The 22,067-nt window shown below is 50.5% G+C and carries 21 protein-coding genes and 2 tRNA genes; 8 read left to right on the top strand and 15 right to left on the bottom strand.

Annotated features, from left to right (window positions below; genetic code table 11):
* The first annotated feature begins 17 nt into the window (after nt 1-17).
* Nucleotides 18-431: a cysteine desulfuration protein SufE gene (gene sufE, locus J1779_RS06875; RefSeq protein ID WP_056773571.1), complete on the top strand. Its 414-nt coding sequence runs from the start codon at nt 18-20 to the stop codon at nt 429-431.
* 266 nt (nt 432-697) lie between these two features.
* Nucleotides 698-1,711 carry a L,D-transpeptidase family protein gene (locus J1779_RS06880; RefSeq protein WP_217203267.1) on the top strand — a complete coding sequence of 338 codons (1,014 nt, stop codon included), beginning with the start codon at nt 698-700 and terminating at the stop codon, nt 1,709-1,711.
* Nucleotides 1,712-1,955: 244 nt separating this feature from the next.
* On the opposite strand, the gene J1779_RS06885 is transcribed toward J1779_RS06880, so the two are convergent.
* The 5 genes from J1779_RS06885 to J1779_RS06905 all read right to left on the bottom strand — a co-directional run bounded on the left by J1779_RS06885 (nt 1,956) and on the right by J1779_RS06905 (nt 6,266).
* Nucleotides 1,956-2,192, bottom strand: a complete 237-nt coding sequence (locus J1779_RS06885; RefSeq protein ID WP_056773575.1) for a major outer membrane lipoprotein — start codon at nt 2,190-2,192, stop codon at nt 1,956-1,958.
* A gap of 291 nt (nt 2,193-2,483) precedes the next feature.
* Entirely contained in the window at nt 2,484-3,896 is a 1,413-nt protein-coding gene (gene pykF, locus J1779_RS06890) for a pyruvate kinase PykF (RefSeq protein WP_056773577.1), read from the bottom strand.
* A 585-nt stretch (nt 3,897-4,481) separates the two neighbouring features.
* Nucleotides 4,482-4,558: transfer RNA gene (locus J1779_RS06895), tRNA-Val, on the bottom strand.
* A 28-nt stretch (nt 4,559-4,586) separates the two neighbouring features.
* Nucleotides 4,587-4,663 (bottom strand) — tRNA-Val (locus J1779_RS06900).
* A gap of 229 nt (nt 4,664-4,892) precedes the next feature.
* On the bottom strand, nt 4,893-6,266 hold the full coding sequence (locus J1779_RS06905) for an MATE family efflux transporter (protein WP_217203269.1): 1,374 nt from the start codon (nt 6,264-6,266) through the stop codon (nt 4,893-4,895).
* A 254-nt stretch (nt 6,267-6,520) separates the two neighbouring features.
* On the opposite strand from J1779_RS06905, the gene J1779_RS06910 reads away from it, so the two are divergent.
* On the top strand, nt 6,521-7,174 hold the full coding sequence (locus J1779_RS06910) for a riboflavin synthase (protein ID WP_056773582.1): 654 nt from the start codon (nt 6,521-6,523) through the stop codon (nt 7,172-7,174).
* Nucleotides 7,175-7,252: 78 nt separating this feature from the next.
* On the opposite strand, the gene cfa is transcribed toward J1779_RS06910, so the two are convergent.
* Complete coding sequence (gene cfa / locus J1779_RS06915) at nt 7,253-8,404, bottom strand: cyclopropane fatty acyl phospholipid synthase (RefSeq protein WP_122095586.1); 1,152 nt, start codon at nt 8,402-8,404, stop codon at nt 7,253-7,255.
* Nucleotides 8,405-8,754: 350 nt separating this feature from the next.
* Nucleotides 8,755-9,966, bottom strand: coding sequence for a purine nucleoside transporter PunC (punC, locus tag J1779_RS06920; protein ID WP_056773587.1), 1,212 nt, complete (start codon nt 9,964-9,966; stop codon nt 8,755-8,757).
* Nucleotides 9,967-10,102: 136 nt separating this feature from the next.
* Between punC and punR the strand changes: the two genes are divergently transcribed.
* Nucleotides 10,103-11,008 (top strand): DNA-binding transcriptional activator PunR, encoded by a 906-nt coding sequence (gene punR / locus J1779_RS06925; protein WP_122095585.1) that lies wholly within the window; start codon nt 10,103-10,105, stop codon nt 11,006-11,008.
* A 197-nt stretch (nt 11,009-11,205) separates the two neighbouring features.
* Here the strand turns inward: punR and purR are convergent, their stop codons facing one another.
* Nucleotides 11,206-12,231, bottom strand: a complete 1,026-nt coding sequence (gene purR / locus J1779_RS06930; RefSeq protein WP_056773596.1) for an HTH-type transcriptional repressor PurR — start codon at nt 12,229-12,231, stop codon at nt 11,206-11,208.
* Between the two features lie 333 nt (nt 12,232-12,564).
* Here purR and cydH point away from each other — a divergent pair, with 333 nt between their 5' ends.
* Complete coding sequence (cydH, locus tag J1779_RS06935) at nt 12,565-12,654, top strand: cytochrome bd-I oxidase subunit CydH (RefSeq protein ID WP_122095584.1); 90 nt, start codon at nt 12,565-12,567, stop codon at nt 12,652-12,654.
* Nucleotides 12,655-12,816: 162 nt separating this feature from the next.
* Here cydH and J1779_RS06940 read toward each other — a convergent pair whose 3' ends face one another.
* Entirely contained in the window at nt 12,817-13,731 is a 915-nt protein-coding gene (locus tag J1779_RS06940; protein ID WP_217203334.1) for a C40 family peptidase, read from the bottom strand.
* Between the two features lie 459 nt (nt 13,732-14,190).
* Here J1779_RS06940 and J1779_RS06945 point away from each other — a divergent pair, with 459 nt between their 5' ends.
* Nucleotides 14,191-14,538, top strand: a complete 348-nt coding sequence (locus J1779_RS06945; RefSeq protein ID WP_056773605.1) for a Grx4 family monothiol glutaredoxin — start codon at nt 14,191-14,193, stop codon at nt 14,536-14,538.
* A gap of 126 nt (nt 14,539-14,664) precedes the next feature.
* On the opposite strand, the gene rnt is transcribed toward J1779_RS06945, so the two are convergent.
* From rnt to nemA, 3 genes are all read right to left on the bottom strand, one after another.
* On the bottom strand, nt 14,665-15,381 hold the full coding sequence (rnt, locus tag J1779_RS06950; RefSeq protein WP_072158074.1) for a ribonuclease T: 717 nt from the start codon (nt 15,379-15,381) through the stop codon (nt 14,665-14,667).
* A gap of 102 nt (nt 15,382-15,483) precedes the next feature.
* Nucleotides 15,484-15,891: a lactoylglutathione lyase gene (gene gloA / locus J1779_RS06955; RefSeq protein ID WP_056773609.1), complete on the bottom strand. Its 408-nt coding sequence runs from the start codon at nt 15,889-15,891 to the stop codon at nt 15,484-15,486.
* A 158-nt stretch (nt 15,892-16,049) separates the two neighbouring features.
* On the bottom strand, nt 16,050-17,141 hold the full coding sequence (gene nemA, locus J1779_RS06960) for an alkene reductase (RefSeq protein ID WP_217203271.1): 1,092 nt from the start codon (nt 17,139-17,141) through the stop codon (nt 16,050-16,052).
* Between the two features lie 411 nt (nt 17,142-17,552).
* On the opposite strand from nemA, the gene J1779_RS06965 reads away from it, so the two are divergent.
* Together J1779_RS06965 and J1779_RS06970 are read left to right on the top strand one after the other, a co-directional pair.
* The gene (locus J1779_RS06965) at nt 17,553-17,792 is read left to right on the top strand and encodes a DUF1289 domain-containing protein (RefSeq protein WP_056773615.1); all 240 of its coding nucleotides are present in this window, start codon (nt 17,553-17,555) and stop codon (nt 17,790-17,792) included.
* Between the two features lie 117 nt (nt 17,793-17,909).
* Complete coding sequence (locus tag J1779_RS06970) at nt 17,910-18,806, top strand: aldo/keto reductase (RefSeq protein ID WP_217203273.1); 897 nt, start codon at nt 17,910-17,912, stop codon at nt 18,804-18,806.
* Nucleotides 18,807-18,824: 18 nt separating this feature from the next.
* Here the strand turns inward: J1779_RS06970 and J1779_RS06975 are convergent, their stop codons facing one another.
* Genes J1779_RS06975 through J1779_RS06985 form a run of 3 tightly spaced genes read right to left on the bottom strand, consistent with a single transcriptional unit; the run spans nt 18,825 to nt 21,970 of the window.
* A complete protein-coding gene (locus tag J1779_RS06975; RefSeq protein ID WP_217203274.1) occupies nt 18,825-20,876 on the bottom strand; it encodes an FUSC family protein in 2,052 nt (683 codons plus the stop codon).
* A gap of 9 nt (nt 20,877-20,885) precedes the next feature.
* Entirely contained in the window at nt 20,886-21,743 is an 858-nt protein-coding gene (locus J1779_RS06980; protein WP_056773621.1) for an efflux RND transporter periplasmic adaptor subunit, read from the bottom strand.
* A gap of 2 nt (nt 21,744-21,745) precedes the next feature.
* On the bottom strand, nt 21,746-21,970 hold the full coding sequence (locus J1779_RS06985; RefSeq protein WP_056773732.1) for a DUF1656 domain-containing protein: 225 nt from the start codon (nt 21,968-21,970) through the stop codon (nt 21,746-21,748).
* Between the last annotated feature and the right edge of the window lie 97 nt (nt 21,971-22,067).

Raw genomic sequence — 22,067 nt, forward strand, 5'->3', positions numbered from 1 at the left:
TCGATCAGGATGTTGTTATGGCTTTGCCAGATAAAAGTAAGTTAGTGAGAAATTTTTCCCGGTGCCCGAACTGGGAAGAGAAATATCTGTACGTGATTGAACTCGGCGGGCAGTTACCGGCTTTGCCGGAGGAACATCGTCAGGACAAAAATCTGATATCAGGCTGTCAGAGCCAGGTGTGGATCGTGATGCGCACGGATGAAACCGGCGCGCTCACCTTTGAAGGCGACAGCGATGCGGCTATCGTGAAAGGATTAGTGGCGATTGTGTTCAGTCTGTACCAGGGACTCACGCCGCGCGATGTTGTTGAACTAGATGTCCGTCCGTTCTTCGCAGAGCTGGAACTTAGCCAGCATCTCACGCCTTCACGCTCGCAGGGGCTGGAAGCGATGATCCGTTCTATTCGTGCTAACGCAGCGACGCTGGCTTAAGCGCTGATTGCTCACTTTGCTCATTAGGAATCGTCTGCTAATGAGCAAAGCCATTTCTGAATATCCCCGCGTTTTATTCTGTTTTACTCCTGACTTTTCATTCGTTTAAAAAACCGTTTCACTGTGTTTTCAACCGGTCATGCCATTAGGTAACTTTCTGATTTTCTGCAGTTTGATTGCCTTGAAGTTCTGCGCTGCTAGTATTAACAGACAAGATAATTGTCTGGCCTCAGATCCTCTGAGTGCAGGCCGAAAAAGGACTGAGTATGAGACGCGCATTACCCCTTTTGGCGATGTTAGTTGGCACAATGATGGCAACGCACTCCCTGACCGCAAGTGCAGCGGAATACCCTCTGCCGCCGGATAATAGCCGCCTGGTAGGCGAAAACACGACTTATGTGGTACCTAATGACGGTCAGCCGCTGGAAGCCGTAGCGGCTAAATATCAAATTGGTCTGATTGCTATGCTTGAAGCGAACCCGGGTACGGACCCTTATTTGCCAAAAGCCGGTAGCGTGCTGACCATCCCTTCGCAAATGCTTTTACCAGATACCAAACGTGAGGGTATCGTTGTCAACCTCGCGGAACTTCGCCTCTATTATTATCCAAAAGGTGAAGACAAAGTGATCGTCTATCCGATTGGTATCGGCCAGTTAGGGCGAAATACCCCGGAGATGGTGACGTCAGTCAGCCAAAAAATCCCCAACCCGACATGGACTCCGACCGCCAATATTCGTAAAGCTTACCTGAAAGATGGCATTAAACTGCCTGGAATGGTGCCCGCAGGGCCGGAGAATCCAATGGGGCTATTTGCGATGCGTCTGTCAGCCGGGACCGGACAGTATTTAATCCACGGCACCAACGCCAACTTTGGTATTGGAATGCGAGTGAGCTCAGGATGTATCCGTTTGCGTCCTGATGATATCGAAGCGTTGTTTAATACAGTGCCGAAGGGCACGCGCGTGCAGATTATCAATCAGCCAATCAAATATGATATTGAGCCAGACGGTAAACGCTATATCGAGGTACATCAGCCACTGTCTCATACTGAAAAAGATGATCCGCAAACTAAGCCGATAGCCTTGACGGCAGCGATGAAAAAATTCATTAAGCATGACGACACCAATGCTGCGATGGTGAAAGAAGCTATTACACGTCGTTCCGGTATGCCTGTGGTAGTGAATGTGGGGGATAAAGCCACCGGTACGGCGCCCGCTGCCAGCGAACCACAGACGGCTGCAACGTCACAACCAGATGTCAGTACCGCAAGGACGCAGTAAGCGCCGCAAAACCACTGCTGAAGCGATTTTTTCCTGAGGAGCCACTACGGCTCCTTTTTTGTTCCTGGCGCTCAGGGGCGCAGCGAGAGAGGTATTTAGAAACGTATTGTTAAGTCAGATGCGTTAGCTGGAAACAAAATGGAATGTCGCGAGATGGGAGGAGTACGAAGAGGGGAAAGAAGGTGAGGAAAAACAGATAAAAAAATGGCGCACTGAGTGCGCCATTGAACTAGAGAAGTAAATATTACTTCTTGTAAGCGTGAGCTTGGTTGTCAAGACGTTGGTTAGCACGTGCTGCGTCGTCTTTAGCTGCCTGAACGTCAGAACGCATTGCGTTCACGTCGTTGCTCAGTTGGTCAACTTTAGAGTTCAGAGTAGAAACGTCTGAAGACAGTTGATCGATTTTAGCGTTGCTTGAACAACCAGCCAGCATAGTTGAAGCCAGGATTACAGCGCCCAGTACCAGTTTAGTGCGATTCATTATAAAACCCTCTAGATTAAGTTAATCTCCATGTAGCGTTACAAGTATTACACAAACTATTTTCTAATGAGAATAATTTTTTGTAGGTAAACGCTATATTTTGATCGTTCGCTCAAAGAAGCATCTTTTTTTACGAAAAAGTTAAAAATTGCTTCGAAAACAGCTGTTTTCCATGGGACTTATCCCAATTTCAGTACGTCTGCCTTAAGCCATTTTTAAGAAAAAATGCTTCCCGAAGAAATAAACGCCACGGGATGCGGCGTTTATTCATGCTCTGGGTCACGTTTTTATTTAAACAACGTGCACCGAAGAAGTATTGGTAGTGCCGCTTTGAACCAGCGCGCCAGAAACCATCACTACGATATCACCTTTCTGAGCCAAACCGCTTTCAATCGCCGCTTCTTTACCAATGCGGTAGAAATCATCAGTAGAGGCAATTTCTTTCACCAGCTGAGTCACTACGCCTTTGGTCAGGATTAACTGACGGGCAGTGATTTCATTCGTGGTCAGCGCCAGGATAGTCGCGTGCGGGAAGTATTTACGCACAGCTTTAGCAGATTTACCACCGCTGGTTGCAACAACGATCAATGGAGCATCCAGTTTTTCAGCAGTTTCTACTGCGCCACGGCAAACGGCTTCAGTAATACGCAGTTTGCGATTGTCGTTCTGACCATCAATGCGGCTCTGCATAACGCGGTCAGTACGGGCACAAATGGTCGCCATGATAGTCACGGCTTCCAGCGGATATTTACCTTTAGCACTTTCACCGGACAGCATCACAGCGTCAGTACCGTCGATGATGGCGTTAGCCACGTCGCCTGCTTCAGCGCGGGTAGGGCGTGGGTTTTTGATCATGGAATCGAGCATTTGCGTTGCGGTGATAACCACTTTGCGCGCACGGTTACATTTTTCGATCATCATCTTCTGCGCGAAGATAACTTCTTCAACCGGGATCTCAACACCCAGGTCACCACGTGCAACCATGATGCCGTCTGATGCTTCGAGGATTTCGTCGAAGTTGTTCAGGCCTTCCTGGTTTTCAATTTTGGAGATGATCTGGATATGCTCACCACCGTGGTTTTTCAGGTGCTCGCGAATTTCCAGAACGTCAGAACGTTTACGGATGAAAGAAGCAGCAACAAAGTCAACGCCTTGTTCACAACCGAAGATCAGGTCGCGCTTGTCTTTTTCAGCCAGCGCAGGCAGAGCGATAGAAACGCCTGGCAGGTTAACGCCTTTGTTTTCGCCCAGGTCACCGTTGTTCAGAACTTTACAGGTAACTTCGGTTTCGGTGACGTTAGTCACTTCCATGCCGATCAGGCCATCGTCCACCAGAATGGTGTTGCCAATTTTCAGGTCGGCGGCGAAACCTGCGTAGGTCACAGCAACGCGTTCGGTGTTACCGATTACGCTCTGGTCGGTAGTGAAGGTGTAAGTCTGACCCGCAACCAGTGCAGCATCTTTGCCGCCTTCCAGTTTCATGGTGCGGATTTCAGGACCTTTGGTGTCCAGCAGGATAGCTGCTTTGTGGCCGGTAGAGGCCATCACGTTGCGGATGTTTTTAATGCGTTGACCGTGCTCTTCGTAATCACCGTGAGAGAAGTTCAGACGCATTACGTTCATGCCTGCATCAAGCAGTTTGGTCAGCATTTCTTCGGATTCAGTTTTCGGTCCGATGGTACAAACAATTTTGGTCTTTTTCATGACGATTTTATCTACAAGTTGTGATGGATTGGAAAAGTGTTTGCCTGACAGCAGGGCTGCCCGCGCGGAATTGAAGTCTTGCCTGGTTGAATCAAATCATTACTAAGCGTAGAAGACTGTGAAAGGAATGGTGTAGTTAGTTCAGCCAAAGCATAGCGATTAGTGCGATTTAAGATCGCTACGGGAGTGGTCACGCTTTTATAAGTGCGATATCGACAGATCAAGGGGCTGAAACCATTCAATCGAAGAGACGATGCGTATTATAGAGGGGAACGAGGCGGGAAACCAAATAAAAAACGTGATAAAGCGCAAGCTTAGGGCAGATGACAGAGTGTTGTTGCGCAAATACCCAAAGTGGGCAGAGCGGAAACCACAGGGTATAACAGATTCGTTACGGGACCGGCGAAAATGCCACAACTTCGAAATAAACCGGTTAAAGGCAAGACGAACATATGCGTGTGGTCGGGAAATCCTGAAAACAGATAATCATCAGAGGAGGTGCTGGTGTTTATAGAGGAAGCGGTTGGATTCAAAGCAGGGAGTGAAATCAGGGAAAGTCACACAGGGAGTAACCGGGCGTTGCTTTGGTGCGTCCGAGTGGACTCGAACCACCGACCCCCACCATGTCAAGGTGGTGCTCTAACCAACTGAGCTACGGACGCACATCATGCAACGGTACTGCTTCGAAATTGGTGCGTCCGAGTGGACTCGAACCACCGACCCCCACCATGTCAAGGTGGTGCTCTAACCAACTGAGCTACGGACGCATCGTTTTCTTTCTTGTCAGCCAGTGCTGGCGACGGGGACGAATATTAACGGCGTCTCTGAATACTGGCAAGGGAAAAAAGACATTTTTCTTTCATAATGTGCACGACTGACGAGCTTATGCGCATTGCGTTGTTTTTTTAGGCATAACGGCCTTCGCTCAGGGGCAAAAGCCACGCGCAGATGAATCTTTTTTAGCGCGTGGCCAGTGATTGCGTAAGTGAAAGACGGTTAACGGCCTGCTTTTTGCAAAATCGTGAACGACGTTTGTTTTTGCAGCCAGCGCATGCGTACCGTCATCATCACGGCGGCGAACGTCAGTCCGAGAATAAATCCGCACCAGAATCCACTCGGTCCCATTCGCGGCACCAGCAAATCGGTCAGTCCGAGGGTATATCCCACCGGAAGGCCCAGAACCCAATACGCAACAAACGTAATATAGAAGATGGAACGCGTATCTTTATAGCCGCGCAAAATGCCGCTGCCGATCACCTGGATCGCATCTGAAATCTGAAATAGCGCAGCAAAGATCAGAAGATTTGACGCGAGAGTAACCACTTCCGGGCTGTCGTTATACAGTGCCGCGATGTGCTCACGGAACAGAATCGCCGTCATCCCTGTACAACAGGCCATGACGATACCGGTCACAATACTGGTGTAAGCGGCGACTTTTGCCCCTTCAACGGAAGATTCACCAAGCCGTGAACCGACGCGGATCGTTGCAGCCACACCCAACGACAGCGGGACGACAAACATCAGTGAACCGACGTTAAGCGCAATCTGGTGGCTGGCAACGGCCACAATTCCCAGCGGAGAAACCAGCAGGGCAACGATGGCAAACAGCGTCACTTCGAAAAATAATGCCAGCGCGATCGGCAAACCCAGCTGAATCAACCGGCGTAGCGTCGGCCAGTCAGGCTTAGCAAAGCGTGAGGGTGGGGCAATATCTTTCAGTGCGCGATTATGGCGCACGTAAAAGCGCATCATGAAAAACATCACCCAATATACGGCACCCGTTGCCACACCGCAGCCGACCCCGCCAAGGGCCGGAGCACCGAATTTCCCGTAGATGAAAATATAGTTAACCGGAATATTGACCAGCAGGCCAATAAAACCAAACACCATGCCCGGCTTGGTTTTAGACAATCCTTCACACTGGTCGCGCAGCACCTGGAAAAACAAATAGCCTGGCGCGCCCCACATGATGGCGTGCAGATAGCCGATGGCTTTTCGTTGAAGCTCAGGGTCAATGTTGTGCATCAGACCGATGATCTGATCGCAGTGATAAAGTACGGCGATGATCAGCACTGAAACACCGGAGGCCAGCCAGAAACCTTGCTGCACCTGATGTCCTATTTTATCCCGTCGGCCCGCGCCGTTGAGATGCGCAATGGTCGGTGTCAGCGAAAGCAATAAACCGTGGCCGAATAAGATGGCCGGTAACCAGATGGAGGTCCCGACGGCGACGGCAGCCATATCCGTCGCGCTGACTGAACCGGCCATTATTGTATCCACCACACCCATGGATGTCTGGGCTATTTGCGCAAGGATGACCGGGATGGCAAGTGCTAATAACACCCGCGCTTCTGCGAGGTACTTCTGCACAGATACACCTTTATTGTTGATTATTTTGAATAAAAAAACGCCATTTAAGGCGACATTGACGTGTAGAGAATAGCCAGAAGATTGTACCTTTTCAGTATTTTTAAGCAAACGATGCGGTTAATGGTTGGTTAAATAATGAGATCCCCGGAACCGGTGCTATTTGTGCCGCAGAGATTTGGCTTTCAATTAAATCTGCGGCAAACTGGCGACAGCGTTGTCTTAATACAACAGATTTCAGAATTGAGGAAAGGGCTATGTTTACCGGAATTGTTCAGGGTACCGGAACGGTTGTATCGATTGATGAAAAACCGAATTTCCGTACCCATGTTGTACGCATGCCAGAGGATATGCTGGATAATCTTCAGCTCGGCGCTTCGGTATCCCACAACGGCTGTTGCCTGACGGTCACGGAGGTACAGGGTGATCTGGTCAGTTTTGATTTGATGAAAGAGACTCTGCGGCTGACCAATCTTGGTGATTTACAGGTTGGCGATCTGGTCAATCTGGAGCGTGCTGCACGATTTAATGATGAAATCGGTGGCCATTTAATGTCAGGCCATATTATTTGTACTGCCGAAGTCGCAAAAATTCTCACCTCAGAAAATAACCGTCAGATCTGGTTCCGCATGCCGCATGAAGATTTGATGAAATATGTATTACATAAAGGTTATATCGGCATTGATGGTATTAGTCTGACCATTGGCGAAGTCACCCGCACTCGTTTTTGCGTGCATTTAATTCCTGAAACGTTGCAGCGCACAACATTAGGCGCCAGACGCCTCGGCGACAAAATTAATATTGAAATCGATCCGCAAACGCAGGCGATCGTCGATACGGTTGAACGTGTGTTAGCCAGCCGCGAAGCGGCTATTGCGACGGCGCAGGCGATGATTGAGAAAGCGGAATAATTGCATCGCACTTTCAGAAGTGAATAAAAAAATCCGGGCGCTTATGCCCGGATTTTTTATGTGTTGCGCTGCCATTAATTAACGCGGAACGCGCAGTCCACCGTCAACCCCTTCAGGGCTGAAGACCACTTGCCAAAGCTGAAGATCGCGCGCGCGGAAAGCCCCTGCGCAGGCATTGAGGTAATACGTGAACATCCTGTGAAAGCGATCGCCGTAGCGCTCTGCCAATTCGGGCCAGTGAATCTGGAAACGTTCATGCCACGCCATCAACGTTCGGTCGTAATCTGCACCGATATTGTGCCAGTCTTCCATCACGAACAGGGATTCACTGGTGTGCGCAATCTGTTGAATCGAAGGCAGACAACCGTTCGGGAAGATATATTTGTCGATCCACGGATCCACGCTCAGGTCGGTTTTATTTGAGCCGATGGTATGCAGCAGAAATATGCCGTCAGGCTTGATGTTGCGCTTCACGACATTGAAATAGGTCTGATAATTTTTCGGTCCAACATGCTCAAACATCCCAACCGACACAATGCGGTCAAACTGATCGTTCAGGTCGCGGTAATCCTTCAACAGAATCGTGACATCCAGCCCCTCACAACGTGCCTGTGCGAGCTTTTGCTGCTCAGCGGAAATGGTCACACCCACCACGCTGACCCCATAATGGCGCGCTGCATATTCAGATAATCCGCCCCAGCCGCAACCAATATCGAGCAGACGCAGCCCCGGTTTTAATTGCAGTTTGTCGCAGATCATTTTGAGTTTCGCTTCCTGCGCCTGCTCCAGGGTGGTGGCTTCTTTCCAGTAGCCGCAGGAATATTGCATATAGGGATCGAGCATGAGAGTGAATAAATCATTGCCCAGATCGTAATGCTCTTTACCGACAATCCACGCGCGTTTACGGGATTGCAAATTGGTGAGACGTGCTGCTGCGATGCGTAATGTGTCTTTAAAATGGTGGGGAAGTTTATCTTCTAAACCGGCTCGCAAAACGCGCTGGAAAAAGATATCCAGACGTTCACACTCCCACCAGCCATCCATATAACTTTCACCCAAACCCAGAGAACCTTCCTGCAAAACACGCTTGAAGAAGTCAGTGTTTTTTACTTTAAGGTCAAAAGGGCGATTACCATTAATCTGGATGTCGGCGGAAGATAACATTTCGCTGACGATCCGATACCACTGATTATCCTGAATGCTTTGGTCTTCAATACACGATGAACTCATAGCTTCTCCATCACTTTCTCTTCTGACTTATTAACCTGCCGGGAAAAGCAAAGGCTATTTGTGCAGGTCTTTATGAGAACAGACGACTCAGCGCCCCGTCCGATATTCGACACCAACAGAGGAAATTTAGAGGAACCCCTGCAAACCAACAGGTTTACAGGTCAATCATCCTTGAAATAATAGTGTGACGCGATCCGCGTAGCACACAAAAGCTTGTAATAAAGATTTTGTAAAAGTGTTATTTTTAGAGGTTTTATTGAGTATAGGCTCGCCTGCATGCATTCTCAATAGTTAATCGACTTGAGAACTAATGACCTTTAAGTGATTGTAACTCAAGGTCATTATCGCGATCAGTGAGTAGAGCGTGCTTCAGTCTGCTGACAGGACTCTTCGCTGTCTGCCTGGCGTTTTGTTTGTCGTTGTGACAACCAGCGACCTAAAACTACCAAGATGAGTGTAGACAGCATGGTGGTAACTGTCGCCATAAGAGGTTGCGCAATAAATGCGGAAACCATCAGACTGGCAATAAAACATAGCCCTAACTGCAGGGTATTCTGCAACGCGGCGGCTTTGCCTGTATTAGCAGGAAATGGCATTAATGCATTTGCGACGACAATTGGATAGATTGCGCCATTCACCAAAGCCATCAAACAGAACGGAATCAACAGACTCACTAAACCGGCATCGGTGAACATGGCAATAACAAACAGCCAGACAACGCTCAGGCAATAACCTGCTAATAAAAATGGCAGAATTTTGTTGCCATCCATTTTGCTGATCATTAACCGGCAACCAAAACCCCCCAGCAGGAACGCAATGGTCTGCGGTACGTAGCTCAGGCCAATAACCGCCGGTGTGTAACCCATATCACTCAAAATGAACGGTGAACCGGTCAGCCATGCGAAAAAACCCGCAGAGCAGGCGGCGTAAATCATCACATTACCCGTGTAAATACGGGAAGTGAGCAAAGTACCAAAACCGGCTTTATTTTCGGGCGGATGTTCTGCGTGCTTCTTATCACGCAAGGTCAACGTGGTGATAAGGAGGATCACCGTGACCCCCGTCAGCAGAGCGAAAATCGCTTCCCAGTCAAAGTGATTCAGTACCCATGCGCCGAGCAGCGGTGCCAGAGCCGGCGAGAGTGCGACCAGCGGCATGATGCTGGCGAAGGTTTTTTTCGCCACATCCGGTGAGAAACGGTCAACGACGATCGCCTGCCATGTGACTGCGGCGGCACACACACCAACGGCCTGTAAGAAACGCAGCGCCAGCAGCGCACGCACATTTTCCACCCACAAAATACCCAGACAGCCAATGGCAAACAGCGTCAGGCCGATAATCAGCACCGGTTTACGGCCAATGCGGTCGGAGAGGGGGCCCCAGAGCAGTTGCCCGATCGCGAAACCGCCGAGGAAAATACTCAGGCTGGCGCTGATCATGCCCGGACTGGTCATCAGGCTGATTTGCATCGCGCTGAAGGCGGGAAGATACATATCTGTGGCTAAAAAGCCGAGCATGCTCAATCCGGCGAGATAGAGCATAAATCCAAAGGAGGGTTTCATTATTGTCTCGTTAATTTATGTATTGCAGATGATGTAATGCAGAAAACAGTTGGGATGCAGAGTTTAACGCTTTGATAACAGTCTTGTGAAACGCTAATATTTGCAATCTGCTGTGAAAAATATTGAAGGCTAAGTGATGTGGTCAGAATACGCCCTTGAAGTGGTTGATGCGGTGGCACGTACCGGTAGTTTCAGCGCAGCAGCGCAGGATCTTCACCGTGTGCCTTCTGCCATCAGCTATACCGTTCGTCAGCTGGAGAACTGGCTGGCTGTTCCTTTGTTTGAACGGCGTCACCGTGACGTGGTGCTGACGCCTGCCGGAAAAGTTTTCGTTGATGAAGCACGGATTCTGACAAAAAAAATGATAGCTACGCGTCGGCAGTGCCAGCAGGTTGCAAACGGCTGGCGTGGCGAACTGCGGGTGGCGGTAGACCGAATTGTGAAACCCGCCAGAACGCGGCGGCTGGTGCTCGATTTCTACCGTCATTTCCCCGATACGGAACTTATCATTCATTCCGAAGTATTTAACGGCGTCTGGGATGCACTGGTCGATGGCCGCGCAGACGTGGCAATTGGCGCGACGCGGGCGGTGCCGGTGGGCGGGCGTTTCAGTTTTCGCGATATGGGTTTTATGGACTGGCACTGTGTCGTCAGCCCTCAGCATCCGCTTGCGCAACTCTCCGGCGCACTGAACGATGATCAACTGCGGCCTTATCCGGCGCTGTGTCTGGAGGATACCTCGCGCACTTTACCCAAGCGTGATACCTGGACGCTGGATAATCAGCGGCGCCTGGTCGTGCCTGACTGGACTTGCGCGCTGGAGTGTCTGAGCGAAGGTTTATGCGTAGGGATGATGCCGGTTCATCGCGTGAGTCACCAGATTGAACAGCAGAAATTACAGGTTCTGGCGCTGGAGAATACCTTCCCTGACAGCCCGTGTTGCCTGACGTGGGATCAGAGTAATTCCTCTCCTTCGCTGGCCTGGCTGCTGGAATACATGGGCGATACAGAAACGATGAATCAGGAATGGTTACGGGATTAGAAAATAAACATCCACCTCTCCGGGAGGCGGATGTTGGCTGGTGTGATAAATGTTTGGTCAGAACGTAACTCTTACCCCCGCATTGGCCTGCCAGGAGTGAATACCCTCATCGTCGCTGCTTAAACGCTGCTGATACTGGAAGCCAGTATTCATCGGGACGAGAAAAAACGCCTGCACAGGCAGGCGTCAGATTTTTGTTAACGGCGATAATCGCGGAAAGGGCCGTCAGCTACTGAACGGCGCTCGACCAGTTTGGGATGAACCTCAATGGTCTGTGATTCTTCACGTTTGCTGATAATTCTGTCCAGCAGCATGGTAAACGCCATTTCGCCCAGACGCTCTTTCGGCTGATGCACAGTAGTTAACGCCGGAGAGAAATAACGCGCATTTCGCACATTGTCATATCCGATCACCGAAATATCCTGCGGTACGCGTAAACCGAGCTCATCTGCCGCACAGATAGCCCCCATCGCCATCACATCACCGCCACAGAAAACAGCGGTAGGGCGCTGTTTCTGCATCAGGATTTTGTGCATCGCCTGATAACCCGATTCCGGTTCGAAATCACCCTGAACCACCCACTCTTCGCGCAGAGGAATGTTGGCTTCGTTCAGCGCCTTGACGAAACCCTGGAAACGACCGCCACCGGTATTACGCGCCAGTTGCCCTGGGATCACGCCAATATCACGATGCCCGCGTTCAATCAGATAACGACCGGCCATATAACCGCCTTCAAAGGCGTTATCGATAATGCTGTCAGTGAAGTTTTTGCGCGCCTCGCCCCAGTCCATGACGACCATCGGAATGGAGCGGTATTCTTCCAGCATATTCAGCAGTTCATCCGGATATTCCGCGCACATTACCAGCAAGCCGTCGACGCGTTTTTGCGCCAGCATTTGCAGATAGGCCTGTTGTTTCTCCAGATTATTATGCGAGTTACACAAAATCAGCGTGTAGCCTTTGGAGAAACAGCTGTTTTCAACGGCTTCAATGACTTCGGCAAAGTAGGGCGCTTCACTTGAGGTCGCCAGCAGGCCAATGGTTTTGGTGTTATTGACCTTAAGGCTGCGCGCAACGGCGCTTGGCGAGTAGTGAAGCTCTTTAATAGCCAGCAGAACCGCGGTTTTGGTGTCTTCGGCGACGAAACGTGTTTTATTGATGACGTGCGACACGGTTGTGGTGGAAACGCCAGCGCGCTTAGCGACATCTTTAATCGTTGCCATGTAAACAATGACTCCTGAACTCACGTGTTTCAGCACGTTAGCATTATGTTAATCGTTTGCTTGCGTGGATTTCACTGCGGACTTTTAAAAAGGCAGTGAAATCGTTGGGTGGATTCGTCAGAGTGAGGCGCAAAACGCTCTCGGGTGAAATCGACCGGCACACAGGCGTGGTAACCGACAATTTTCTCTTATAATGCAGCAAAGTGGAAGTGTTATTGTGGAATATCGCGCATGAATCAACGCGGGATTTTAGCGATGAAGTATGAGAAAATGCGTTGGCACACATTTTATGTGGCTTAATGAAACGCCACAATTGATCCGTAAGGGGGTTTTATGGACAGTAATCTGAAATTGTCGTTGATTACCACCGTTTGCGCGTTGCTTATGATTATCGCTTTCAGCTTCACCGCAGTGATGAACTAAAAGCTCTGTCATCGGGCAACAAAAAGGGCGAACCCTGATACAGGGATCGCCCTTTTCAATTTTGCACACTGACCTTTTCGCCGACATTCTTCCCTGCACAAACGCTTCGTTAAATGCTATTCAGTGATGATTAGCGGAACTTCAAATTTAACGAACTGCTTATTATCGGATCGTTTTCGGGGTCATTACCCGACGTGCACCTACATAATGATCTTGCCAGTAATCGTCGCCCAGTGAGGTAATTTTGATGTCTTCACCGGTACGCGGAGACTGAATAAACTTGCCGTTACCTACGTATACCCCGACATGGTCCGCGGCACCACGGTTATTAATTCTAAAGAAGACCAGATCGCCGGACTCCAGTTCACCGCGTTTCACCGGTGCGGCATCGCGCAGGTGGTACATCTCGTTGGCAGTGCGTGGCATTTTGATACGAATCAGATCTTTATACGCGTAATACACTAAACCACTGCAATCGAAACCGGTATTGGGGGAGGTTCCACCCCAGCGATAAGGTTTGCCGACCTGGTGCATCAGCTTGGTCATCGCCGTTTGCTGAGCATGCTGATAACGTTTCTTGTGGGTTGCGCTTAACGTAATGGGCTTGCTGTCTTCTTCGGCTAATTTCTTGCCTTTTCGGTGTCGGCCATACGCTTCTTTCTTGCTGGTCTTTACAGTGGCGTTTTTCGCCAAAGCCCGGGTTTTACTTTTCTTATCTGCTTTGGTTTCAGCTCTGGTGGTTTTGAGTGATTTTTCTTTCTTACTCTCGGCCTTACTTTCAGCTCGCGTCGTTTTCACTGTTTTGACAGAAGAGGCCTTTCGCGTCACCAGTTCGGTGCTTTTGACTCTCTTCCTGGCATTTTTTTCCTGACTCTGTTGTTCTTTCACCGGTGCCACTTTGGTTTTTTTAGTGGTTTTCGCTGCAACCGTTTTTCGCTTTCGACGTTCCTCAGGGGCAACCTGATTAACATGACTCTTTCGCTGATCGGCAGAAACACGACTCTGCGGTGACGCATGAGCAATATTCAGAAACAGCTGGGTAAAGAGCAGCACAAAAAGCGTGAACAGTAAGCGCATAGCTTCGTTACCATAGGTGGTTAGGTTAAACATCAGAGATGTCAGAGTATTGCCTAAAAGAACCAGACAAAACAGCACGAATTGCATCGATTCTAGATCATATTGTGAGAAAAAGTTAATAGCTTTTAAAACGTCGAAATAAACGCCATTTTTAGTGAATAAAATGACCATTTTTCAGTAGGTTAATATTTGTGTTAAACCATGGCGAAATGCAAATCCCTGGTTAATGTCATCGCCAAAAATGTTATTCTCGATGAATCTTTATTTTAGTGAGCCCGCACGCAGGCACTTAAAATAGTGAAATAAAATGTCAGTATTGCGAAAGACCCTGCAAAAAATGGCGTTTTTATCTGATAGCTGCCATCGTTACAATAGAGGGCAATGTGATTCAGCACTTTTTTGTGCTGCGCGTGAAGAGTAATGACCGTGACAGCCTGTACCGGCTTGAGGAAGCAAGAAATGACCACTCCAACAATTGAAAAAATTCAGAAGCAAGTTTCTGAAAACCCGATTCTGCTGTACATGAAAGGCTCGCCAAAACTGCCAAGCTGCGGTTTTTCTGCACAAGCAGTTCAGGCATTGTCTGCCTGTGGTGAACGTTTCGCTTACGTCGATATCCTGCAGAACCCGGATATCCGCGCAGAGATGCCAAAATTTGCTAACTGGCCTACCTTCCCGCAGCTGTGGGTTGATGGTGAACTGGTCGGCGGTTGTGACATCGTGATTGAAATGTATCAGCGTGGCGAACTGCAACAGCTGATCAAAGAAACCGCTGAGAAATACAAATCTTCTGAATCTGAAGAGTAATCAGCAGCGGAAATTGGCCGCCTTCAGGGCTGCTGATGACAATAAAAAGAGCGACATTGCGTCGCTCTTTTTGTTTTTATGCGTCCGGCCTGTTTGTCCGTCAGCGTGTTCCTTCACGTCAACCGCTTACTGCTGATGTTCTTCTGATGCGGTTTCGTCTTCCTGCTCTTCGGCGCTGATGGCCAGCGGCCAGCCGCCCAGGCGCTTCCAGCGGTTTACCAGCTCGCAGAACAGTTCAGCCGTGCGCTCTGTGTCATACAAGGCGGAGTGCGCCTGGCTGCTGTCAAAGACCATCCCCGCGCTGATACAGGCTTTTGCCAGCACCGTCTGCCCGAGAACAAGCCCGCTCAGCGCTGCGGTATCAAAGGTCGCGAACGGATGGAACGGGTTACGTTTCAGCCCGGCGCGTTCGGCGGCGGCCATCAGGAAGCTGTGATCAAAATTGGCGTTGTGCGCCACGATGATCGCGCGGTTGCAGTTCTGCTCTTTCATCCCTTTACGAATGACTTTGAAAATCTCATGCAGGGCGTCATATTCGCTGACCGCACCACGCAACGGATTTGTCGGGTCGATACCGTTAAACGCCAGCGCCTCTGGCACCAGAATGGAACCCTCGAAAGGCTCGACGTGGAAATGGACCGTCTCGTCGCTTTCCAGCCAGCCGTCTTCGTCCATTTTTAGCGTGATGGCGGCAATTTCCAGCAGCGCATCAGTTTTGGCATTGAATCCGGCAGTTTCAACATCGATCACTACCGGATAAAAACCACGAAAACGGCCTCTCAGGGCGTTAATGTCACTATTCTCGGCCATTAGTTTCTTATCTTTATCGAATTCAGCGCACATTATGACAAATTTTGCCGCGAGTTGCAGGCGTGTGGCGAATATTCGACATTTCAGTGGGCAAAAAAAAGGGCGCTTTCGCGCCCTGAGACTGCACGCAACGGATCAGTTGCCCAGACCCTGGCCTGCGTGTTTGGATTCGATCAGCTCGATTTTGTAGCCGTCCGGATCTTCAACAAAAGCGATAATGGTGGAGCCGCCTTTGACCGGGCCCGCTTCACGGGTGACTTTGCCACCTGCGTTACGGATGTCGTCGCAGGTTTGCGCCACGTTATCCACGCCTAACGCGATGTGCCCATAGGCAGTGCCCATGTCATAGCTGTCAACGCCCCAGTTGTAGGTTAACTCAATGACTGCGCCTTCGCTTTCATCCGTGTAGCCAACAAAAGCCAGCGAATATTTGTATTCCGTATTTTCACTGGTACGCAGCAGGCGCATGCCTAAAACGTCGGTGTAGAAGCTGATTGCGCGTTGTAAATCGCCAACGCGAAGCATGGTATGGAGTAAACGCATAGGTTCCTCTTTATTTGCAGGATGAGAATAATCAGTTTCAGCCTAACCGATAGCGGCGGTTTTGTCTGTAAAACCCCGAACAGCTGCTGGATCTCTGACCAAAAAAACGGCGGCCGGAGGGCATCGGTCGCCGAAAAGTGGAGATAACTTTTATATCATTACAGGGTCGGGTAATCGGTATAACCCTGAGCGTCGCCGCCGTAGAAGGTTTCGGGTTTTGGCTCGTTAAGCGGTGCATGAGATTTCAGACGCTCAACCAGATCCGGGTTAGCGATGTAGCTGCGGCCAAAGGCTACGGCATCGATGTAACCTTTTTCGATCAGTTCTTCGCCTTTCTCAGCCGTGTAAGCGCCGGCACCGACAATCACGCCCTGATAATGCGCGCGGATCACCTCACGGAACTCAGTGGTGTAAGGCTTACCACCAGCCCAGTCAGGCTCAGAAATATGCAGATAAGCCAGTTTACGTTTGTTCAGTTCATCCAGCAGATAGATGGCTGCCTGCACCTGATCTTCACCGTTATCCAGGCCGTTAAACGGTCCCAGTGGTGAAATACGGATACCCACACGTTCTGCGCCGAGCTCTTCAATCGCAGCATCCACCACTTCCAGCGTCAGGCGTGTGCGGTTTTCAATGTTGCCACCGTACTGGTCTTCACGCAGGTTAGACGCCGGAGACATAAACTGGTGCAACAGATAACCATGCGCAGCATGCAGTTCGATGTAATCGAAACCGGCTTCTGCAGAGCAGGCCGCAGCGTGACGGAAATCATTGATGATGCCCGGAATTTCACTCAGTTCTAACGCACGCGGAGTAGGGCAGTCGACGCGGATCGCGTTGCCTTGCTCATCACGCAGACTGGTGCGGGTATTGGGGTTGACGGCAGAAGGCGCAACCGGTGTCTGATTGTCCGGCTGCACACTGTTGTGTGAGATACGCCCGGTGTGCCACAGCTGAACGGCGATATGTCCTTTTTTATCATGAACGCCTGCAACGATTTTCTTCCACGCAGCGACCTGCTCAGGCGTGTGCAAACCGGGTGCGCCCGCATAACCTTTCGCCTGGAAAGAAACCTGCGTCGCTTCAGTGATGATCAGGCCAGAGGTGTGGCGCTGGGCATAGTATTCGCCCATCAGCGGCGTCGGGATATCACCCGGTTCAATGCTGCGCAGACGGGTCAGTGGAGCCATAAATACTCGATTCGGTAAGGTATTTTTACCGACAACAATCGGGGAGAAAAGCCTGGTCATGTCAAAAACTCCAACGTTAATGGACTGATCGGTAAGACGTTAAGGGATCTCACTCACGTCAAACGATCTTAAATAATGGTGTCTTTTTTATCCCATCTTCATTGCCGGTGACTACGCGCACGGTGCTTTTTCGCGAAATATCTCTCATAGCCGGGTGTGCATGGCGGGTTCAGGAACAGAAAAAGAATAAAAAAGAGCCGGCGGGTGCCGGCTGAGGTGAGGGCAAATTTCTGTTTTCTTGATGAGGGCAGGCGAAACAGTCTGACCATTTCCGACAGGTGAAATGGCTGAACGGACGGTAGCAGATCAGTGTTGCAGTAATTTGAAGAATGAAATGCATGACATGATTCACCTTGCGGGATGGCGGGAAAACGTCTTGAATAAAAGTTCAGCACTATTTGCGGAGGGCCTGTGGCTCAGCAGCTCGAGTTTTTTGACATCCCCAGCCCGTGCCGTGGCATCTGCCAGGCCGACGAACGGGGCTATTGCCGCGGTTGCCTGCGCAGCCGCGATGAACGCTTTGGCTGGATAAAAATGACCGACACCGAAAAACGCCATGTGCTGCGTTTATGTCAGCAGCGGTTGTTGCGTCAGCAGCGCGCCGGAAAAACACCCGATGAACCTCAGCCGGAGCAGCCGGAGCTGTTTTAATCATCAAAGCGGGCGTCTCAGCTTCACATCCTTTTGTTTCTGCCTGTCAGCATCAATACAGCGCGATGGCCGTTGTGTATTCTGTTGGTCGAAAATATCAAAAATAAGGAGATGATCATGGATCCACGTACCCCTTTATCGCCACAAGGCCCGGTTTTATCAACGCTGATTTGCGGTTACTGGCGTCTGATGGAATGGGAGATGACAGCGCAGCAGATTCAGACGTTTATGCAACAGCATATCGAACTGGGCATTACCACCGTCGATCATGCTGACATTTACGGAGGTTATCAGTGTGAAGCGGCATTTGGTGAGGCTCTGCGCTTAAAACCGGCGCTGCGTGAGCAAATGGAGCTGGTCAGTAAATGCGGTATTGCCACCACTGCCGATCCTGACAATAAAATCGGGCATTACATTACTGATGCGCAGTACATCATTGCACGCGCGGAAAAATCCCTGACCAATCTGCACACTGATTATCTGGATCTGCTGTTGATCCACCGCCCGGACCCGCTGATGGATGCCGACGAAGTGGCAGAAGCGTTCACACAACTGCACAAAAGCGGCAAAGTAAAACACTTCGGCGTCTCTAACTTCACGCCAGCACAGTTCAGCCTGTTGCAGTCACGCCTGCCGTTTTCGCTGGTCACCAATCAGGTTGAAATCTCTCCTATCCATCAGCCTGCGATCCTCGACGGGACGCTGGATCAATGCCAGCAATTACGCATTAAACCGATGGCCTGGTCATGCCTGGGAGGCGGCCGTTTGTTCAGTGAAGCCGGGTTCCAGCCGCTGCGCGATGAGCTGCAAAACGTGGCGAATGAAACCGGCGCCGACACTATCGAACAGGTGGTGTATGCCTGGATCATGCGTCTGCCGTCGCAGCCGTTGCCGATTATCGGTTCCGGTAAAATTGAACGCGTGCAGTCTGCGTACAAAGCGTTGTCTCTGGAGATGACCCGCCAGCAGTGGTTCCGTATTCGCAAAGCGGCGCTGGGTTACGACGTTCCGTAACCCTTTGCGGGTGAATGGTCAGGCGGGTTTTGTGGTGGTTAACGCAGGATCCGCCGGGCCATCTTCCGTCGAAATCGCCTGTTGAAGTTGTGACAGTGAGCAGTACAACCGCCAGATTACCCCCGCCAGTTCACGCGCCGCAGGTTCAGGATGATGCGCCAGCGAGTTGCTCATGCGCAATAATTCCGTAAGTGTCGCATCCAGATTTTCATGACTGACACCGCGCTCGGTCATCACACCCTTCAGACAATGAATACAGACGTCGCGCACCGCTGACAGCGGATCGGAGCGGGTTTCCCATTCGCGTAACTGCCAGACGATGTGACTGCAGTTGAGCAGCACCACGCCCCAGCGCAACAGCCATGTGCGGGAAATCTGATCTTTACTCTGACTCAGCTGGTTCATCCGGTGATAAATCAGTGATTCAAACTGGAAATGGCTCAGGGAGGGTTTGCGGCTAAGTTGATCCATGAAATCCCGGCGCAGTGCCCGGATTATGCGACGGCTTTTGCGCTTATCAGAGCTTGGCCGCAAAACCTGAAACGCAATGCCGGCTAACATTACGCCCGCGATTTTTGCCACGCCGTCGTTCATGAACGCACCATAGTCATAATCCGGCGGGTTAGTGACCGCAAGAAACGAGCCCATAAACACGATCATCTGCCCCCACAATCCGGCAAAGCGTTTATATTGCAGTTTCATCATTTGCATGGTGACCAGCATTGGCAGGAAAAAGGCACAGAACACCCAGAAGTTATCGATCTGAATCATCAGCCCGAACTTAAGCACAAAGCAGCCGATAAACAGTAACCCCAGGGATTTGATCAGCAATGTCACGCTGCTGATGGGAGACGCGGTGGAGGAGTAGAGCACACAGCTGACCGCCGTCAGCGCCACGGCACCGGCGCCGGAATCCCATTGCGTTGTCATCCAGAACGCGCAACCGATCACAATGCACAGGAACGTTCGCAGGCCGTTATAAGCGGCTTCAACGGTATCTGTATGCTGCGCCAGATGGGTGATTTTTGGCGGCTGAAGGGTTTCGGCTTCGGCCACATTAGCGTTCTCCACGCGGCGTAACCAACGTTCGCTGCGCACGTACAGCCAGCAGAAATCGCGCAAACGCGTCCAAAACGCCTGATGGCGAAAATCGGCGGTGTCCTGAGGTTTTATCAGCAGAAGGATCTGCGAAAGCCGGTATTTGTCGGTGTCGGGTTTACGCAGTTCATCGAGCAAAATACTCAGGACTTGAGCAAGATTTTCAGGCGGCTGCGGCCAGTTCAGTAACATGCGGCGCAGGCTGGAAATAAAACTGGTCATGCGCAGTTGCTGGTGCAGCAAATAATTAAGCACATTGTTTTGACGACGTAGCCGGTAATGGCTCCAGACCGCCTGAATACGTAACAGATTCAGCGTCAGTATCTGACCGATCAGCCCCTCGTGAGAACTTCGGATTTGGTCATTGATTTCTGCATTCCATAACAGTTGCGCATGTTCCAGTAACTGGGTGTGCATTTTGCGCAAAGAGGTGAGCAGGGCATCGCCGTCCGACGTGCTGGGCAGCACCATCATCATGAAACCACCGCATAAAATACCGGTGATCACTTCACCTACTCGCGCCTGAGCGATGTCAAAAATTTGGGTAGGATCCGTGACGTCGACGGTTGAAAACGCAATGATTGCCGCCGTGTAACCGGCCAGCGCGAAAGCGTATGAGACGTTGTTTTGATAATGGTTGGAGACGTAAGTACACAGGCCAAGCCAGGTGGCGATGGCCAGCGTGAAAAGCCAGGGTTCATTGAGACAATGCCCGGCGATAAAGACGGCCCCCATCGCACCGAGCAGGCTGCCAATAATACGGCCGATACTTTTACTGATCACGCCGCCCACGGTGGGAAAGCTGACTACCGCTGCGGAAGTTAACGCCCAGTAGGGTTCATCCATCTGAAATTCAAAGGCGATATACAGCGCCAGTATCATGGCGATGGAGTTGCGCAGGGCGTACCGCCATTGGCCGCCGGTGGCTTTTCCCCACGGGGTATTCTTCCATTCCAGCCAGGAGAAATTCACGGCATGGCCTTAATTAAGGATTGAAATGGTGCAGGTGGTGCCTGCAACCAGAATGGTGTTTGCGGGGACCGTGTCGAGCTTGATGCGCACGGGCACACGCTGCGCCAGACGCACCCAGGGTACATTCGGTTTGACGTTCATCAGCAGGTCGTCAGAGGCGTCCAGGCTCTGGTCATAAATCGCCCGCCCAATACTTTCCACATGGCCTTTAAGAGGAATATTACCGTTAAATAAAGTGATGTCCGCCAGATCCCCTTCACGGATATTTTTCAGTTTGGTTTCTTCGAAATAACCCAGCACATAGAAAGAATGAATATCCACCAGGCCGACCAGAGGTGTGCCGGTGGTGGCATAATTGCCTTTGCGGGTTTGCAGATTGGTTATATAACCGTCAGTGGGGGCGACAATATTGGTTTTACTCAAATTCCATTTGGCTTGTTCTAATGAGGACTGCGCCCCCTGATAAGCCGCCTGCATGGCTTTGGCGCTAATATTGGACTCATCCAGTGACTCGGCAGAAATAACGTTGGTGCCCAGACCACGACGGCGCGCGGCTTCATGATTGGCTTTGGCTAAATCCGCTGCCGCTTTCGCCAGCGCCGCTTCGGCATTATCGACGGCAATTTTAAAGGGGACCGGATCCAGGCTGAACAGCGGATCGCCACTTTTAACAAACTGATTATCATGCACATTAATGTCAATGATCCGGCCTGAGACTTCCGGAGTGATATCAACAATTTCAGCCCGCACCTTACCATCCCGCGTCCACGGGGATTGCATGTAGTAATTCCACATCCACCATCCGGCACATATTGCGACCGCGAAAACCAGCACAGTTGAGAAATATTTAAGGGTTTTGAATTTCATTTTCAGAGGTTCACCATAAGCAACAGTGCGGCGCAAATACAGATCACAAACAGGGATAAATCCATCAGCGTCGGATGCCAGACTTCGCCGGAATAAATCCAGTCACGTACCACCCGATGAATCAAAAGCCAAAAAACCAGTCCCAGTAAAAATGCTTTAAACATCGGGGGGAAATAAAGTGAGGCACCGACGACCAAATCGGGGAGCGGGAAGCCTGCGTGAAACATTTGCGCATTCACAATATTAATCTCTGCCGGTGATTGTGTTATAAACGAGTTTACCTTTGGAAGCATTGTGGCCGCTTCCGGATGCAACAGTACCTAC

This window comes from Rahnella rivi, from assembly GCF_019049655.1.
Classification (GTDB): domain Bacteria; phylum Pseudomonadota; class Gammaproteobacteria; order Enterobacterales; family Enterobacteriaceae; genus Rahnella; species Rahnella rivi.

Excerpts from the sequence above, each read along its gene's own strand:
- sufE (WP_056773571.1), top strand. The coding sequence starts at position 18 with ATGGCTTTGCCAGATAAAAGTAAGTTAGTGAGAAATTTTTCCCGGTGC.
- J1779_RS06880 (WP_217203267.1), top strand. The coding sequence starts at position 698 with ATGAGACGCGCATTACCCCTTTTGGCGATGTTAGTTGGCACAATGATG.
- J1779_RS06885 (WP_056773575.1), bottom strand. The coding sequence starts at position 2,192 with ATGAATCGCACTAAACTGGTACTGGGCGCTGTAATCCTGGCTTCAACT.
- pykF (WP_056773577.1), bottom strand. The coding sequence starts at position 3,896 with ATGAAAAAGACCAAAATTGTTTGTACCATCGGACCGAAAACTGAATCC.
- J1779_RS06910 (WP_056773582.1), top strand. The coding sequence starts at position 6,521 with ATGTTTACCGGAATTGTTCAGGGTACCGGAACGGTTGTATCGATTGAT.
- cfa (WP_122095586.1), bottom strand. The coding sequence starts at position 8,404 with ATGAGTTCATCGTGTATTGAAGACCAAAGCATTCAGGATAATCAGTGG.
- punC (WP_056773587.1), bottom strand. The coding sequence starts at position 9,966 with ATGAAACCCTCCTTTGGATTTATGCTCTATCTCGCCGGATTGAGCATG.
- punR (WP_122095585.1), top strand. The coding sequence starts at position 10,103 with ATGTGGTCAGAATACGCCCTTGAAGTGGTTGATGCGGTGGCACGTACC.
- purR (WP_056773596.1), bottom strand. The coding sequence starts at position 12,231 with ATGGCAACGATTAAAGATGTCGCTAAGCGCGCTGGCGTTTCCACCACA.
- cydH (WP_122095584.1), top strand. The coding sequence starts at position 12,565 with ATGGACAGTAATCTGAAATTGTCGTTGATTACCACCGTTTGCGCGTTG.
- J1779_RS06940 (WP_217203334.1), bottom strand. The coding sequence starts at position 13,731 with ATGCGCTTACTGTTCACGCTTTTTGTGCTGCTCTTTACCCAGCTGTTT.
- J1779_RS06945 (WP_056773605.1), top strand. The coding sequence starts at position 14,191 with ATGACCACTCCAACAATTGAAAAAATTCAGAAGCAAGTTTCTGAAAAC.
- rnt (WP_072158074.1), bottom strand. The coding sequence starts at position 15,381 with ATGTGCGCTGAATTCGATAAAGATAAGAAACTAATGGCCGAGAATAGT.
- gloA (WP_056773609.1), bottom strand. The coding sequence starts at position 15,891 with ATGCGTTTACTCCATACCATGCTTCGCGTTGGCGATTTACAACGCGCA.
- nemA (WP_217203271.1), bottom strand. The coding sequence starts at position 17,141 with ATGACCAGGCTTTTCTCCCCGATTGTTGTCGGTAAAAATACCTTACCG.
- J1779_RS06970 (WP_217203273.1), top strand. The coding sequence starts at position 17,910 with ATGGATCCACGTACCCCTTTATCGCCACAAGGCCCGGTTTTATCAACG.
- J1779_RS06980 (WP_056773621.1), bottom strand. The coding sequence starts at position 21,743 with ATGAAATTCAAAACCCTTAAATATTTCTCAACTGTGCTGGTTTTCGCG.
- J1779_RS06985 (WP_056773732.1), bottom strand. The coding sequence starts at position 21,970 with ATGTTTCACGCAGGCTTCCCGCTCCCCGATTTGGTCGTCGGTGCCTCA.